The sequence below is a fragment of the Streptomyces sp. HUAS 15-9 genome, from assembly GCF_025642155.1.
Classification (GTDB): domain Bacteria; phylum Actinomycetota; class Actinomycetes; order Streptomycetales; family Streptomycetaceae; genus Streptomyces.
Window position 1 is genome coordinate 4418019 of record NZ_CP106798.1, and the last position, 14058, is coordinate 4432076.

The following is a 14058-nucleotide window of genomic DNA, read 5'->3' on the forward strand; positions in this document are numbered from 1 at the left end:
CTCCTGGGCGGGCGAGAACGCCCGGCGGCGCATGAATCGGTGCAGCAAAAGACCCGACCGCTGGCGACGGGGGATGCACCAGCGATCGGGCTGTGGCCAACAGTAACAAGGGTGCTGGCGCCATGGGAGCCGACCGCTCTGCTGCACCGAGCAGTTGTGATCGGGATCACGCAAGCGCTGTCCGGAACGGTCGGTGACGTCACCGGTCGCAAGGCGGCTCGTACGAGAGCCTGGGCAGGTACTCCTGCCACTTCTCCGGCGTCAGAACGCCCCGGGTGATCGAGCAGATGTGGTCGATCGCCTCGTCCACGTCCAGCTTCCACAGCCGCACGGTGTCGGCGCCGCTGGACACCCCGAGCATGTGGCTGTTGGGGCTGAACGACAGGAAGTTGCCCGTCTTGGCGTTGGGGCTCATCGACTGGCCGATGGGAGAGGCCGAGGAGGGGTGGGCGACGTTCCACAGCCGGACCGTGTCGTCGTTGCCGCCGCTGGCCAGCGTGCGGCCGTCCTGGCTGAACGTCAGCGACACGACCGCCTCGGTGTGGCCGCTGGGAACGGGGCCGAGCCCGGTCGCCCGCACGGGGTGGGCGACGTTCCACAGCCGGACCGTGCCGTCGTCGCTGCCGCTGGCCAGCGTGTGGCCGTCGGGGCTGTAGGCGAGCGCGTTGACCGGCCCCAGGTGCTCCTTGAGGGGAGCGCCGAGGACGGTGGCGTGACGTGGGTCGGTCACGTTCCACAGGCGGACCGTCGTATCGGCGCTGCCACTGGCGAGGGTGCGGCCGTCCGGGCTGAAGACGAGCGCGTTGACGTATCCGGTGTGGCCGGTGAGGAGCTTGCCCAGGCGCCTCGGGCGGGCCGGGTCGGTGATGTCCAGCAGCTGGATGGTCCGGTCGTCGTAGTCGGCGGCCAGGGTGCGGCCGTCGGGGCTGATGGCCAGCGCGTCGCCGCCCGCGAACCGGGTCCGCAGCGCGAGCGGCCGGCCGTGGGCGACGGGATCACCGGGATCGGCGACGTTCCACAGCTGCACCGTGTTGCTGGTCCCGGTCAGCACGGCGAGCGTGCGGCCGTCGGGGGAGAACACCAGCGACCGCAGGTCCCGCTCCCCGGTCGTGAAGGGCTCGCTCAGCAGGACGGGCCGGTCGGGGCTCTGCACGTTCCACAGCCGCACCCGCCCGTCGCGCGCGGCCGTGGCGAGCACCCGCCCGTCCGGGCGGTACGCCCCGATCCGGCCGATCATGTCCGAGGCCGGGATCGACCACAACCGCACCTTGTTGTCCCCGCTGCCGGTGGCCAGGGTCCGCCCGTCGGGGCTGAAGCCCACCGCGTACATCTCGCCGCTGCTGCCCGCGAGGGGCTCGCCGACCTGGGACGGGTAGGCCGGATTGCGGACGTTCCACAGGCTCGCCGTGCTGTCGGCGCTGCCGGCGGCGAGCATGGTGCCGTCCGGGCTGAAGGCCACCGACCAGATGGGACCGGTGTGCCCGGTGAGCGGCGCGCCGAACTGGCGGGCACGGCGCGGTGAGCTCACGTCCCACAGGCGGATGGTGTCGTCCGCGCTGCCGGAGGCGAGGGTGCGGCCGTCGGGGCTGAAGGCGACCGAGTGCACGGTGGAGGTGTGGCCGGTGAGCGGGGTGCCGAGCGGCGCCGGACGGCGTGGGTCGGTGGTGTTCCACAGCAGGATCGTGTTGTCGTCGCCCCCGGCCGCCAGCGTGTGGCCGTCGGGGCTGAAGGCCACGGAGCGTACGGCGCCGGTGTGGCCGGTCAGGGTGGAGAGCGAGGTGGGCCGGGCCGGTGCGTGTACGTCCCACAGGCGTACGGTGCGATCTTCGTCCGCGGCGGCCAGGGTGCGGCCGTCCGGGCTGAAGGCGAGCAGGTAGATCGTGCCGTCGTGGCCGGTCAGGGGCTTGCCGAGGGCGCGCGGGTGCGCGGGGTCCCGTACGTCCCACAGCCGGATCGTCCCGTCGTCCGCGGCGCTGGCGAGGGTGTGGCCGTCGGGGCTGAAGACCGCGGTGCTCACCCAACTGGTGTGGCCGGTGAGGGGCTTGCCGAGGGGCCTCGGGTGGGTCGGGTCGGTCACGTCCCACAGCCGGACGGTCCGGTCGTAGCTGGCGGTGGCCAGGACGTGGCCGTTCGGGCTGAACGTGGTGAGGTAGACGGCGCCGGTGTGGCCCAGGAGGGGGGTGGCCAGCGGGGCGTTGACGATCGAGATCAGCCGGCTGTTCGTGCCCTCGTCGTCGGGCCGCAGACCGTGCGCCACCAGGTCGAGCTGGGCGGACAGCGACGGGTCCGTGTACTGGACGCGGTCGGCCTCGGCGACCACCTGCTGGAACACCGCGTCGTCGCGCTGCTGGCGGGCGATCACCGCCGAGCCGACGGCCAGTACGGCCAGGACGACCAGGGCCGACACGGCGGCACGGCTGATCCACACCGTGCGCCTGCGCAGCCGGACCGAAGCCTCCAGGAACTCCACCGCGCTCCTGGTGAGGAAGGTGTCACCGGCGGACTTCACCCAGTTGTGGGCCTGCTCCAGCCTGGAACCCCGGTAGAGCAGTGACGTGTCGCGCTCGGAGTCCTCCCAGGACCGGCCGTCCTCCTCCAGTCGCTGGCGCAGCAGGTTGCCGCCCCGGTCCTCGTCGATCCAGTCGCGCAGCCGGGGCCAGGCGTGCAGCAGCGCCTCATGGGTGATCTCGACGGTCTCCGCGTCCAGGGTCACCAGCCGGGCACGCACCAGAGCCTCCAGCGACTCCTCCGTCTTGCCGGGGTCCGTCGACTCCTGGGCCAGCTGGCGTCGAGTGCCCCGGCGACGGGTGGCCTGGGTGTCCTCGCTCAGCCGGACCAGCCTGAGCAGGAGCAGCCGCGCGGCCGCGCGGGCCGCCGGGTCGAGGCCGGACCAGGCCCGTTCGGCGGTCGCCGCCACCGCCCCCTGGATGCCGCCCGCCGCGCGGTAGCCGGCCAGGCTCAGCCGTCCCGCCTTGCGCCGCTGCCAGGTGGCGAGCAGGGCGTGGGACAACAGCGGCAGTACGCCGGCGTCGTGCGCACCCCGGGGGCCGTCGGCGCTCACCTCCCGGACTATCAGCTCCGCGAGCCCCGGCTCGAGTTCCACACCGACGGCCTTGGCCGGACCCGTCACCGCCTCGCGCAGTTCCGCCGTGGTCAGCGGGCCGAGGACCATGTGCCGGTGCTGCAGCGCGTCGGCGAGTTCGGGGTGGCGCAGGCACTGGTCGTAGAAGTCGGCGCGTATGCCCAGGACCACGAGCACGGGGGCCGGGTCGTCAGGGCCGCCGGGTGAGCAGGCGGTGTGCAGCAGCCGGACGAAGGTGCGCCTGCTCGTCTCGTCGGAGCAGAGGGTGAACGCCTCTTCGAACTGGTCCACGATGACGACCGGACGGGCGGCCCCGGGCGCCTCGCGCCGCGCCCATGCCGTCACGGCCTCCCGCACCGCCCGATCGAACTCCGGGGTGCCGGGTTCCTCCTTCGGGGAGAGGACCTTCTCCAGTTCGGGGATGCGGCGGACCAGTTCCGCGAGCGGATCGGCGCCGGGCATGAGCTGCAGGACGCCCCGGGCCGGGCCGTCCTCGTCGTCCGCCGCGCCGCTCTGCAGCGCGGGCACCAGACCGGCGTTCAGCAGGGAGGACTTCCCCGCGCCCGAGGCCCCGACGAGCACGACCAGACCACCGGTCCGCTCGGCGGCGCGGAGCTGGGCGACCAGGGCGTCCGTGCTGCGCTCGCGGCCGAAGAACCACCGGGCGTCCTGCCTGCGGTACGAGGCGAGCCCCCGGTACGGGCACACGCCGGGGACGGCCCGGACGTCGGCCGGAGCCTGTTCCTCATCCTCCGCGGATCCCGCGGCCCGGTCGCCCACCGGGTCGGCCACCGCGCGCTCCCACAGACGCTGCCACTGGGCCAGGTCGTACAGGCCCGCGGAGACCGGCGCGGGCTGCGAGCGCCGGGCCTGGGGGATCAGTACGTGCAGCACCGCGGCGAGCGCGGCGAACTGGGCCGGTACGTTCTTCGCCCTCCGCCAGTCGCTGATCCGCTGGGCGGACACCCGTACCGGGCGCCCTCGTTCGTCGACCCGGTGAAGCCGGTCGACCGCCTCGGCCACGCGTTTGAGGGGAGGGTTTCCCGCCTCCTTGTACAGCAGCGCGAGACGTTCCGCGAAGGCTGTTCGTGCCCCTGAGTCGGAACTCAAGGTGTCCACCCCTTACTTCCCCCCGCACCTGGGCATCCGGACCGGAAAACCCACTCTATCCGGCTGACCTGCGAGGAAGCCGGTACCCGGACGCCCGAGCCTCCTCGGCGGGGGCCTCGACTGGCAGGATTCCGCCGTAGGGGCGGGTCCCGCGGACGCCGCCCGGACAGGCCACCTGCTCAGCGTTCGAAGAGACAGCTCACGACGCCGCATGTTCTCGGTCACCTTCCGGCGGACTCACCGGACGGCGGTGTCGCTCTCGTCGTACGAGCTTGAAGGACCCGTGCGGACAGTCCCTCGAGGGCTGTCTCCAACCCACCTCGGGTCCGGCCTCCTCCGCGTCGTTCGGCGCCGGTCCCCACGTGGGGAGGGACCGGAGCCGAACGACGCGGCACAGCAGAGGTCCCGGTTCCGGTCAGCGGATCCAGCCCGCGGCACGAGCGGCGGCGACCGCGTGTCCCTCCGTGTCCTCGGCCGCGTCGTTCAGGGACGGGTCCCTTCCCGCAGCCGTCCCGCCCGCCGCGACCGCGGCGGCCCGGGAGGCGGCCAGGGCCGCGCGCAGCGCCTCGACGGCTTCGGTGCGGTCGTCGCGCGACTGGGCCACCTGCGCGGCCAGCGCCGCGGCGGCCGCGGCGTTCCGGGCGCACCGGGCGTCCGCCGCCGGGTCGGGTGCCCTCTCGGTGAGCGCGGTGATCGACTCCCCGGACAGGCGCAGGGCGTTGGCGGCCCGTCCGACGGGGCTCTTCGGCACGATCTCGGCCGCGTCCCGCTCGATTCCGGCGTGCCGGCACATGGCCGCGGCGCGGTCGTACGCGCTGTTCGCGCGGGCGGAGTGAAGTTTCCTGAGCGCCTCCACCGACACCGGATCCCCTACGCCCCGTACGCCCCGTACGACCCGTACGTCCTGTGCGTCTTGCGTGTCTCGCGGTTCAGCCATCCCTGCCTCCTCGTTCGCCCGTACGACGCCTGACGCTGCTCGGCGGCGCGGGCAGGGTGTCACGACGGGGGCGAAGAGACCAGAAGCGCGCCCTTGCCCGTCAAGGGGGCCGGTCCTAACCTGTTTCTGACGGTCCGTCAGATATTGCATCGGCCAGTGAGAGGCGAGGCCATGGTCACCAGCGCCGGCGAAACCAGTGAGCTGCCGAAGGTCATCAGCGTGGACGATCACGTGATCGAGCCCGCGCACCTCTTCGAGACGTGGCTCCCGAGCAAGTACCGCGACAAGGGGCCGAAGCCGTTCACGGCGGGCATCGGCGAGCTCCAGTACATCGGCGGCAAGTACCGGTTCACCACCGACCCGGACGGCCAGATCACCGACTGGTGGGAGTACGAGGGGGGCCTGTTCCCGTACAAGCGGATCATCGCGGCCGTCGGCTTCTCCCGGGACGAGATGACGCTCGACGGCATCACCCGCGAGCAGATGCGCCGCGGCTGCTGGGACCCCAAGGCCCGGCTGGAGGACATGGACCTCAACCATGTCGAGGCCTCCCTCTGCTTCCCGACCTTCCCGCGCTTCTGCGGGCAGACCTTCGCCGAGGCCGAGGACAAGGAGGTCGCCCTCGCCTGTGTGCGCGCCTACAACGACTGGATGGTCGAGGAGTGGTGCGGTGACAGCGGCGGGCGCCTGATCCCGCTGTGTCTCATCCCGCTGTGGGACGTCGGGCTCGCGGTCGCCGAGATCCGGCGCAACGCCGCCCGTGGCGTACGGGCCGTGACCTTCAGCGAGATCCCCACCTATCTGGGGCTGCCCTCGATCCACTCGGGCTACTGGGACCCGTTCTTCGCGGCGTGCGAGGAGACGGGCACCGTGGTCAACATGCACATCGGGTCCTCGTCGCAGATGCCGGCCGCGTCGCCGGACGCTCCCCCCGCGGTCCAGGCCTCGCTGAGCTTCAACAACGCCATGGCGTCGATGATGGACTTCCTCTTCTCCGGGGTCCTGGTCAGGTTCCCGCGGCTGAAACTCGCGTACAGCGAAGGGCAGATGGGGTGGATCCCGTACGCCCTGGAACGCGCCGACGACGTGTGGGAGGAACACCGGGCCTGGGGCGGGGTGAAGGACCTGATCCCCCAGCCGCCGTCGACGTACTACTACCGGCAGATCTTCTGCTGCTTCTTCCGCGACAGGCACGGCATCGAGGCGATCGAGACCGTGGGCGTGGACAACGCGACCTTCGAGACCGACTATCCGCACGTCGACTCGACCTGGCCGGACACGAAGCGGGTGGCCCAGGAGCATGTGGGCGGCCTGCCCGCCGACGTGGCCTACAAGCTGCTGCGCGGCAACGCGATCCGGATGCTGGAGCTGCCTTTCGAGTAGGCCGCGTAGGAGGGGGCACCGCTGGGAAGGGACCTCGCATGAAGGTCTCCATCGACGCCGGCCTCTGTTACGGTTCCGCAGAGTGCGCCCACCGCGCGCCGGCCGTGTTCGCGTTCGAGGACGGGTACGGCGTGGTCCGGCCCGGCCATGAGGACGCCGGCGACGACGGACTCGTACAGGAAGCCGCCGAGCGGTGCCCCTCCCAGGCCATAAGGATCAGCGAGAACGCATGAGCAGTGCCCTTTCCGAGGCCATGGTCACCCTCGGCCGACGCTATGTGCGTGACGCCCCGGGCTCCCTCGGCAAAGCGCTGCTGGCCGGGCGCTATCTGAATCCGTATCTGCGCGACCACCCGCGGCGGCGGGTGGTCGAGACCCGCTCCGGCGCCCGGTTCGCGGTCGACACCCAGGACCTCATCCAGCGCTATCTGTATCTCTTCGGGGTGTGGGAGCCGCACATGACCAGCTGGCTCCAGGGCCGGCTGCGGCAAGGTGACGTCCTGGTCGACGTCGGGGCGAACGTCGGCTGTCTGAGCCTGGTGGCGGCCCGCCTGGTCGGGGACACGGGCCGGGTGGTCGCCGTCGAGGCGTCACCCGACTTCCACCGCAGGCTGCTGCGGAACATCGAGCTGAACCGGTGCGGCACCGTCCGGGCGGTCAACGCGGCCGTCTCGGACAAGCGGGAGACGCTGACCTTCGTCCTGGCCAGCTCCCACAACATGGGTGCCAACAGCATCGTGCCCTACGACGGTCCCGCCGAGTCGAGCTTCGAGGCGCAGGCGTGCCCGCTGCCCGAACTCCTGGAGCCGGAGGAGATCGCCCGGGCCCGCGTCATCAAGATCGACGTCGAGGGCGCGGAGGGCGCCGTCGTCAAGGGCCTGGCCCCGATCCTCGACGAACTGCGCCCCGACGTGGAGATCGCCGTCGAGGTCACCCCGGAGCGCATGGCCAACCTCGGCCACTCGGTTGACGACCTGCTGGAGACCATGCGCAAGGCCGGGTTCCATACGTATCGCCTGCTCAACGACTATGCGCCGGAGAGCTATCCGGCGGCCCTGAGCCGGCCGGTGGCCCCGGTGCGGTGGCGCGGGCCGGTCGTGGGCGAGAGCGAACTGGTGTTCTCGCGCGTCGACGCCGAGACGCTCGGGTGACGCGGCCCGTGCGCTGGTCCCGACCGCTTCGGCCCTTCGCGCTGAGGGGTCCGACGCTTCACCCCGGCGGATAGCGCCAGTCGACGTCCGCCAGCGCCCGCGCCCTCGCCTCGACGACCGCCATGCGCGCCTCGCGTTCCACCGGATCGACGTGGGCGGCCTGTCCGGTCATCTGCCCCTCCCACTTCCGGTAGAGCAGCCCCGCCTCCGCCGAGAACCAGCCACGGCTCACGGCGTTCAGCGCGAGCAGCAGACCGGTGTCCTCGGACGCCGGCAGGGCCATCCAGCCGCCGAGCGCGAGCAGCAGGCCGCGGCGGACGCAGAGCGTCGCCGGGTGGACCTGGGCGCGGAAGCCGTTGGCCTTCCAGAAGTCGAGCAGGGTCCCGCGCTCGACGGGGCCTTCGTCCGGGTCGCCCGGGAAGCCGGCGGTGGAGCCGTCGGGCAGCAGGTCCAGGGCTCGGGAGGTGGCCCACCCGATGGTCTGGTCGGCCTCGAGAACGGCCAGGTCACGGGCGAGCGCGCCCGGCGGGAGCTGGTCGTCGGCGTCCAGGATCCTGACGTACTCGCCGTCCGCGTGCGCCAGGGCGATCGTGCGGGCGACGCCGGGACCGCCGGGCCGGCCCTGCCGGAAGGTCACCCGCACGTCGTCGGGGACGTACGGACGCACCTCGTCCGTCCTCCCGTCCTCCTGGACGATCCAGTGCCACTCCCAGCCGTCCGGGAGCCGCTGCTCGCGCAGGGACTTGTACGCCTCCGGCAGGAACCGGGCGGAGGGGGCGTGCACAGCGGTGACGATGACGACGCGCCGGTTCACGGCAGCGCTCACCACCTTTCCAGGGACGTGGTGAAGAGCAGTTCCGTGCGGTCGCCCGGCAGCGTGACGACGGAGACGTCCACCACGCGGCCGTCGATGTCGTACGAGGTCTTCCTGAGGATGATCACCGACGTGCCCGCCGGGAGCTCCAGCGCCCTCGCCTCCTCCGGCGTCGGGGGGCGTGCGGAGAAGCGTTCCTCGACGCGGTCCACCTCGATGCCGACGGTGTGGAGCTGGTGCTGTGTGCCGCCGGGCCAGGGCTCCTTGGTCTCGTCCAGCAGGTCGGGGTTGGCCGCGATCATGTCGCGGACGAGATAGGAGGTGACGAGGTTGAAGGGTGCGGTCTCGGCCGCGCACCGGGTCCTGTACGTGCGTTCGAGCAGCGTCGTGCCCACCGGCACTCCGAAGGCGTCCGCCAGTTCGTCGGGCGCCGCGAACTCGCGGTATTTCGCGTAGAAGACGAGGTCGTCGAGGCACAGACCGGTGTCGTGCTCCGTGGCTCCGGTCTCGGCCCGGGTGGCCTCGGGCTCCCGCGCGCGGTTCTTCTCCCACTGGTGCCGTCCGTTGTCGCGGACCGCGAGCGTACGGGGGCGCCGGACGAAGTTGCCGCGGCCGTGCAGCTTGTCGATCAGGCCTTCCTCGCTGAGCAGCCGCAAGGCGTTCTGCACGGTCGGCACGCTCCGGCCGTAGTGCTTCGCCAGGGCGGCTTCGGACGGCAGCCGGTCGCCGGGCTTGCGCAGGCCCTCCCGGATGGTCCGGCGTATGTCGTCGGCGATCTCCTCGTAGGCCTTGGGCACGGATTCAGTCTAGTGACTCCTAAAGAGGTCTTGACGAGTTGAGGAGTCGGTTGGTTCGGGCTTGAGAGTCGGCCGTTTTGGGCGTGACGAGGACCCCCGGCCCGTGGAGGCCGAGGGTCCTGCCTGTTCAGTACGCAAGCTCGCCGTCACATCTGTCCTGCTCGTACCGCGTCGTGTCTGTCAGCAGGCGAGGGGGGCCGTGAGCTCGCCCAGGGCGTCCAGCTCGTCCGATTCCGTCGTGTCGTCGAGGGGCCGGTGGCGGCAGCTGGGGGATCTGCCGTGGGCCTCCGCGTGGATCCGTTGCTTCATCGTGGGGGGCAGGGCCCTGACGTGGGGCCAGGATCCGGTGGGGGACCAGGACCATCGGGACATCGACGGCAACGTCGGATGCGCGTCGCTGTTGCGCGGGGTCTCGGTCTGCGGTACCGCCGTGGCGGTGGTCGCCGAGACGAGTCCGAGCGCCGTGAACAGCGCGATGAAGGCGGTGACGATGGTGGTCCACAGCTTCAGGACCGTGTTCCGGGCCATGGCCCCTCACTTTCGGGTCGGGCGATTTGCGTACTTTCCTCATGATGTGTATGGGGGTCGCGAAGTGGTGGACCTCCGCCCGTGGCGCGTCGATGTTCTGATGAACACCACCCGGATGGAGGCACGGGTGTCGGAAATGTTCCGGAACGGGGTGAGAGAGCACGAAGAGCGAGCAAAGTGACCGTCCGTGGAGATGTGATCACCCTCCGATCGGAGCGGTGCGATCCTCACCCATTGCCCTGTCGCGGGCGGGAGTTGGCGTCCGACGCAGGTCACCGATCGATATCGGTCGGTGTGTATAGTCGGGCGGCAGAGGTCCCCTACGTCAAGGAAAGACGAGGTCGCGCGGTGAAGAAGCTTCTCCTGGTCGCACTGGCCGCCATCGGCGGGCTCCTCGTGTACCGCCAGATCCAGGCGGATCGCGCCGAGCAGGATCTGTGGACGGAGGCGACTGACTCCGTGCCCACGGGTTCGTGAGTACCGATACCGGAATCTGATCAGACCCCGACCGCCCTCGCGGTCGGGGTTTTGTGTTGCCGGGGGTGCCGCAGGCGGCGGGGCAGGGGCTGCGAGACGGTGCTTTTCGGACGCTCGTCCGGATTTCGCGGATGGCGTGGACGCGGGCGGGGCAGGATGGCCACGGTCCGGCACGAGTCGGTCATGGCGGCCGGTGTACGACGACGAGGGGGCGCGTGATGATGCGGCGTACGGCGTGGCGGTGGGCGGGAGGACACCGGAGCCTCCGTCGTCCGCGTTGTCCGCGTGCTGCCGCTGTGCTGGCCGTCGTCGCGGGCGCGGTGCTGTGCGCGGCGGGGGTGCTGCCGAGCGGGAGCGCCGTGGCTGCCGGTACGCCGGGTGGCAGCGCCTATGACTTCGCCCACGGCGACCGCGATGTCGCCGGAGCGAGGAGCACCACGGACGCCGCACCACTGGAGCCGGGCAGGACGTACCGCAGCTCCATCACCCAGGGCGCCAAGCTCTCCTACCGCCTCGAACTCGACGACGTCACGACGACCGCGTACGTCCCCGTCACCCTCGTACCCCCCGCGAACGCCACCGTCACCGCCTCCGACGGCATCAGGGTGTCGCTGCAGGACGCCGACGGCGCCCCCTGTTCCTATGCGTCCGCCCGCATCGGTGCCGGACTGAGCCCCCGTCCCGTCACGGCGCTCGGGATGCGCGAGACCGGCAAGACGCTCTGCCAGAAGCCCGGCAGCTACTACCTGCTCGTCGAGCGCCTCGACGCCACCGGATCGGGGAACGCCGCCTCGTCGGGCGCCTGGGACCTGGAACTCGCCCCCGTCGTGGAACCCCGCCCGGAGAAGGCCGGGGCCACCGAAGCACCCGAGGTCTGGAACTCCGCCTCCCCCGAAGCCCTCGCCGGCGAGCCCGAGCGCCGTGGCGGCGGAGCGGGCTTCGCCACGGCACGGGGGCTGGAACAGGGCGTGTGGCAGACGGGCATCGAGCCAGGGCAGACCCTCTTCTACAAGGTGCCGGTCGACTGGGGCCAGCAGCTCTACGCCACCGCCGAACTGGGCAGTTCGAGCAGCGACGGCGGCTATGTCAACGGCGCCCTCGATCTCGCGGTGCACAACCCGGTCCGCGGCCACGTGGACGATGTGGCCCGCGGCTACACCGGCAGCCAGACGACGGCCACCATCTCCCCCCTGCCCCCCGTCGAGTACCGCAACCGGTACGCCGTCGCCGAGGACGTGCGCGGCATGCGCTTCGCCGGCTTCTACTACCTCGTCGTCCATCTCAGCGCCAAGACGGCCGACACCTTCGGCAAGGGGCCGTACGGGCTGACGCTGCGCGTGCGCGTCAGCGGCAGTGCGCATCCCGGACCCGGGTACGCCGGCCGGGCCGCACAGCACAAGCTCTTCGAAGTGACCCGGCAGGACCGCCAGGCGGCGGCGGCCGGGGCCGCGGGGGAGTCCGTCGGCGGTGACCCGGCGATGAAGGCGGTCGCGGTCGCGGGCCTCGGCACGGGTACCGCGCTGCTGATCCTGCTCGGGGTGTGGGCGGTGGTGGCCCGGCGGCGGGCCGGGGCTCAGATCCGGGTCAGCGCCCAGAAGCCCACGGCGTAGCAGGCCAGCGCGAGCAGCAGGATCGGGACCGCCGCTTTCGCGGGGGGACCGGGGCGGCGGGCGCGGCGCGCTCGGCGTCTGGAGCGGGAGCGCTGCGGCGCGGTCCCCGGCGCGGGCGGCGGGAACTGCGGCTCCTGGGCGGTGTACGAAGCGGTGGTGGCGTCGACGCGCTGCTGCGGCACCGGTGTCAGGACCTGGGTGGGGTTCCACGGCTGATGCGGCTGGAACGGCTGGTACGGCTGCTGTTGCGGCTGGAATCCCTGGGGAGTGTGCGCGGTGTACGTCGGCGGGGTGGGCGTTTCCGGCTGCTCCTGCGGCCGCTCCTCCGGCTGGGCCGCCTGGGGCGGCGGCAGATGGAAGCTGCCGGTGTCCGACATGGCGGAGGGCTGCGAGCCGGTCGCCCGGCGTGGATCGGCGGGAGGGACGGTGTTGCCGGTGTCGGTGGCAGATGTGGTCGCGCCGGCGGCCGGCCTCGACGGCCGGGAGCCCGTCTCCCCCGCTCCGACAGCCTCCGCGCCGGTGTCCACACCTCCGTCCACACCTCTGTCCACGCCCGGAGCCCGCTCCAGAGGCCCGTCGGGACCGAAGCCCGGTGGGACAGGCCCGAGTTGGTCGAAGATCTCGATCCACTCGTCGTCGGGGCCCGGCTCCGGCAGGAGCTCCCTGGCGGAGGCGAGGGCCTTGCGCGCTCCCGTCGCCGTGCGGAAGCGGGCCTGTGGATCGGGCTGGATCAGGGTGGCCACGACCTGCCAGAGCGGATCGGGGATGCCCTTGGGCGCACTCGGCGTGCCGTGCTCGGCGAAGTACTGGACGAGGGCCTTGGCGTCAGGCTTGGCACCCTCCAGCAGATACAGCGCGACCAGGCCCACCGCGAACAGGTCGGACGGGAAGTCCGGTTCGGCGCCCATCATCTGCTCGGGCGCGAGGTAACCGGGCGTCCCCACCACGAGGTTGGTCTCCGTCAGACGCGGTTCGCCCAGCCGCATCGCGATCCCGAAGTCGGACAGCCGCAGCCGCGGGCGGCCGGTGCCGGTCGCTTCGAGCAGGATGTTGGCGGGCTTGATGTCACGGTGCACCACGCCTTCCCCGTGCACCGCGGCGAGCCCGGACAGGAGCTGGTCGAGCAGCGTGCAGACGAACACCGGCGGCAGCGGGCCGTAGTCCCCGACCAGATGGACCAGCGAACCGCCGGCGACGAGGTCCATGGTGAACAGGACCTGGTCGTCGTCGGCGGCCCAGCTGGCCGGTGCGAGCACATGTGGATGGTCGATCCGCAGGGCCTGCTCCCGCACGAAGCGCAGGAGCGAGTGGGCGTCGCGCTGCTGCAGCACCTTGGCGGCCACATAGCGCCGGCGGCGGTGGTCCCAGGCGCGCCATACGGCGCCGACTCCTCCGCGACCGATCGGGTCGACCAGTTCGTACCGGCCGGCGAAGACCTCACCCATGGCTGCCCGTCGCTCCTCCCCCTGCGGTTGCCCCCTGCTTCCCCCGAGCTTCCCCCGTGATGAGTGATACGACCCCTCCGCGCCCCGAGCCGTTCCCTGTGTCCCGGTCCGCCGGACCCCCTCCGGTGGACCGGGTCGTGGGATCAGCTCTGGTGGGACTGGTAGTGCGCGACCGCGTCGGAGGTGCGGCCCGCGCCGTACACCCGGAGGAACTCTGCCAGTTCCGGGTGGGTCGGGGCGAGGGTGTCGGCGGCCTCGATGATGTCCCCCGCGGCGGCCACCGAGCGCAGCAGCGACTGGATCTCCCGCACCACCCGCTTGACCGTGGGCGCACCCGAACTGGTCGTCGGCTGCGAGGTGTTGCTGAGCACGGAGCCCCCCTGCGACTTCTTGATCTCGTCCATGCGGTCCGTCGCCTCGGCCGCGCTCACGCTGCCGTCCGCGACCTGCGCCGCCAGGTCCTGCAGCAGCTGCACCCGCTGGACCACCGCGGGATTGCCGATCTTCGCGCGCTGTCCGCTCATCAGCTGCGACAGCATCGGAGCGGAGAGTCCCAGCACCGCCGCGAGACGGGCCTGGTTGAGACCAAGATCGTCGATGAGCTTACGGAAGAGCGCCCCCAACGGCTCCCCGTACCAGTTCCGCTGCAGCTCCCGCGCTCTTGCGGTGGCTTCCTGCTGTGCGGCGTCCATTGCGTCTCCCCATCGCTTCCCCAGAACGTGGTT

General features: G+C 71.7%; 12 protein-coding genes. 5 read left to right on the forward strand and 7 right to left on the reverse strand.

Going from position 1 to position 14058, the window contains the following annotated elements:
- Positions 1-199: 199 nt before the first annotated feature.
- Both N8I87_RS20425 and N8I87_RS20430 read right to left on the reverse strand, forming a co-directional pair.
- Positions 200-4201: an nSTAND1 domain-containing NTPase gene (locus tag N8I87_RS20425; RefSeq protein WP_263210613.1), complete on the reverse strand. Its 4002-nt coding sequence runs from the start codon at positions 4199-4201 to the stop codon at positions 200-202.
- 406 nt (positions 4202-4607) lie between these two features.
- Positions 4608-5129: a hypothetical protein gene (locus N8I87_RS20430; RefSeq protein ID WP_263210614.1), complete on the reverse strand. Its 522-nt coding sequence runs from the start codon at positions 5127-5129 to the stop codon at positions 4608-4610.
- Positions 5130-5300: 171 nt separating this feature from the next.
- On the opposite strand from N8I87_RS20430, the gene N8I87_RS20435 reads away from it, so the two are divergent.
- From N8I87_RS20435 to N8I87_RS20445, 3 genes are read left to right on the forward strand one after another with little or no spacing between them, the layout of a single operon-like run.
- On the forward strand, positions 5301-6512 hold the full coding sequence (locus tag N8I87_RS20435; RefSeq protein WP_263210616.1) for an amidohydrolase family protein: 1212 nt from the start codon (positions 5301-5303) through the stop codon (positions 6510-6512).
- Positions 6513-6550: 38 nt separating this feature from the next.
- Positions 6551-6745: a ferredoxin gene (locus N8I87_RS20440; RefSeq protein ID WP_263210617.1), complete on the forward strand. Its 195-nt coding sequence runs from the start codon at positions 6551-6553 to the stop codon at positions 6743-6745.
- Positions 6742-7662 (forward strand): FkbM family methyltransferase, encoded by a 921-nt coding sequence (locus N8I87_RS20445; RefSeq protein WP_263210618.1) that lies wholly within the window; start codon positions 6742-6744, stop codon positions 7660-7662. Before N8I87_RS20440 ends, N8I87_RS20445 begins: the two co-directional genes overlap by 4 nt.
- Positions 7663-7720: 58 nt before the next feature.
- Here the strand turns inward: N8I87_RS20445 and N8I87_RS20450 are convergent, their stop codons facing one another.
- The 3 genes from N8I87_RS20450 to N8I87_RS20460 form a co-directional block, all read right to left on the reverse strand.
- The gene (locus tag N8I87_RS20450; RefSeq protein WP_263210619.1) at positions 7721-8488 is read right to left on the reverse strand and encodes a glycosyltransferase; all 768 of its coding nucleotides are present in this window, start codon (positions 8486-8488) and stop codon (positions 7721-7723) included.
- Positions 8485-9273 carry a GntR family transcriptional regulator gene (locus tag N8I87_RS20455; RefSeq protein WP_263210620.1) on the reverse strand — a complete coding sequence of 263 codons (789 nt, stop codon included), beginning with the start codon at positions 9271-9273 and terminating at the stop codon, positions 8485-8487. The genes N8I87_RS20450 and N8I87_RS20455 overlap by 4 nt, the downstream gene beginning before the upstream one ends.
- A 180-nt stretch (positions 9274-9453) precedes the next feature.
- Positions 9454-9801, reverse strand: a complete 348-nt coding sequence (locus tag N8I87_RS20460) for a DUF6344 domain-containing protein (protein ID WP_263210622.1) — start codon at positions 9799-9801, stop codon at positions 9454-9456.
- Between the two features lie 348 nt (positions 9802-10149).
- Here N8I87_RS20460 and N8I87_RS20465 point away from each other — a divergent pair, with 348 nt between their 5' ends.
- Together N8I87_RS20465 and N8I87_RS20470 are read left to right on the forward strand one after the other, a co-directional pair.
- On the forward strand, positions 10150-10278 hold the full coding sequence (locus tag N8I87_RS20465; protein ID WP_003999697.1) for a DLW-39 family protein: 129 nt from the start codon (positions 10150-10152) through the stop codon (positions 10276-10278).
- A gap of 218 nt (positions 10279-10496) precedes the next feature.
- A complete protein-coding gene (locus N8I87_RS20470; protein ID WP_411577257.1) occupies positions 10497-11888 on the forward strand; it encodes a hypothetical protein in 1392 nt (463 codons plus the stop codon).
- Here the strand turns inward: N8I87_RS20470 and N8I87_RS20475 are convergent.
- Together N8I87_RS20475 and N8I87_RS20480 are read right to left on the reverse strand one after the other, a co-directional pair.
- Positions 11852-13333 (reverse strand): protein kinase domain-containing protein, encoded by a 1482-nt coding sequence (locus N8I87_RS20475; RefSeq protein ID WP_263210624.1) that lies wholly within the window; start codon positions 13331-13333, stop codon positions 11852-11854. The two genes, N8I87_RS20470 and N8I87_RS20475, sit on opposite strands and share 37 nt — an antisense overlap.
- A 143-nt stretch (positions 13334-13476) precedes the next feature.
- Positions 13477-14025, reverse strand: coding sequence for a helix-turn-helix domain-containing protein (locus tag N8I87_RS20480; protein WP_263210626.1), 549 nt, complete (start codon positions 14023-14025; stop codon positions 13477-13479).
- Positions 14026-14058: the final 33 nt, after the last annotated feature.

What these genes read in the sequence shown, in the direction of transcription:
- N8I87_RS20430 (WP_263210614.1), bottom strand. Translation starts at nt 5,129, where the DNA reads ATGGCTGAACCGCGAGACACGCAAGACGCACAGGACGTACGGGTCGTA.
- N8I87_RS20435 (WP_263210616.1), top strand. Translation starts at nt 5,301, where the DNA reads ATGGTCACCAGCGCCGGCGAAACCAGTGAGCTGCCGAAGGTCATCAGC.
- N8I87_RS20440 (WP_263210617.1), top strand. Translation starts at nt 6,551, where the DNA reads ATGAAGGTCTCCATCGACGCCGGCCTCTGTTACGGTTCCGCAGAGTGC.
- N8I87_RS20445 (WP_263210618.1), top strand. Translation starts at nt 6,742, where the DNA reads ATGAGCAGTGCCCTTTCCGAGGCCATGGTCACCCTCGGCCGACGCTAT.
- N8I87_RS20460 (WP_263210622.1), bottom strand. Translation starts at nt 9,801, where the DNA reads ATGGCCCGGAACACGGTCCTGAAGCTGTGGACCACCATCGTCACCGCC.
- N8I87_RS20470 (WP_411577257.1), top strand. Translation starts at nt 10,497, where the DNA reads ATGATGCGGCGTACGGCGTGGCGGTGGGCGGGAGGACACCGGAGCCTC.
- N8I87_RS20475 (WP_263210624.1), bottom strand. Translation starts at nt 13,333, where the DNA reads ATGGGTGAGGTCTTCGCCGGCCGGTACGAACTGGTCGACCCGATCGGT.
- N8I87_RS20480 (WP_263210626.1), bottom strand. Translation starts at nt 14,025, where the DNA reads ATGGACGCCGCACAGCAGGAAGCCACCGCAAGAGCGCGGGAGCTGCAG.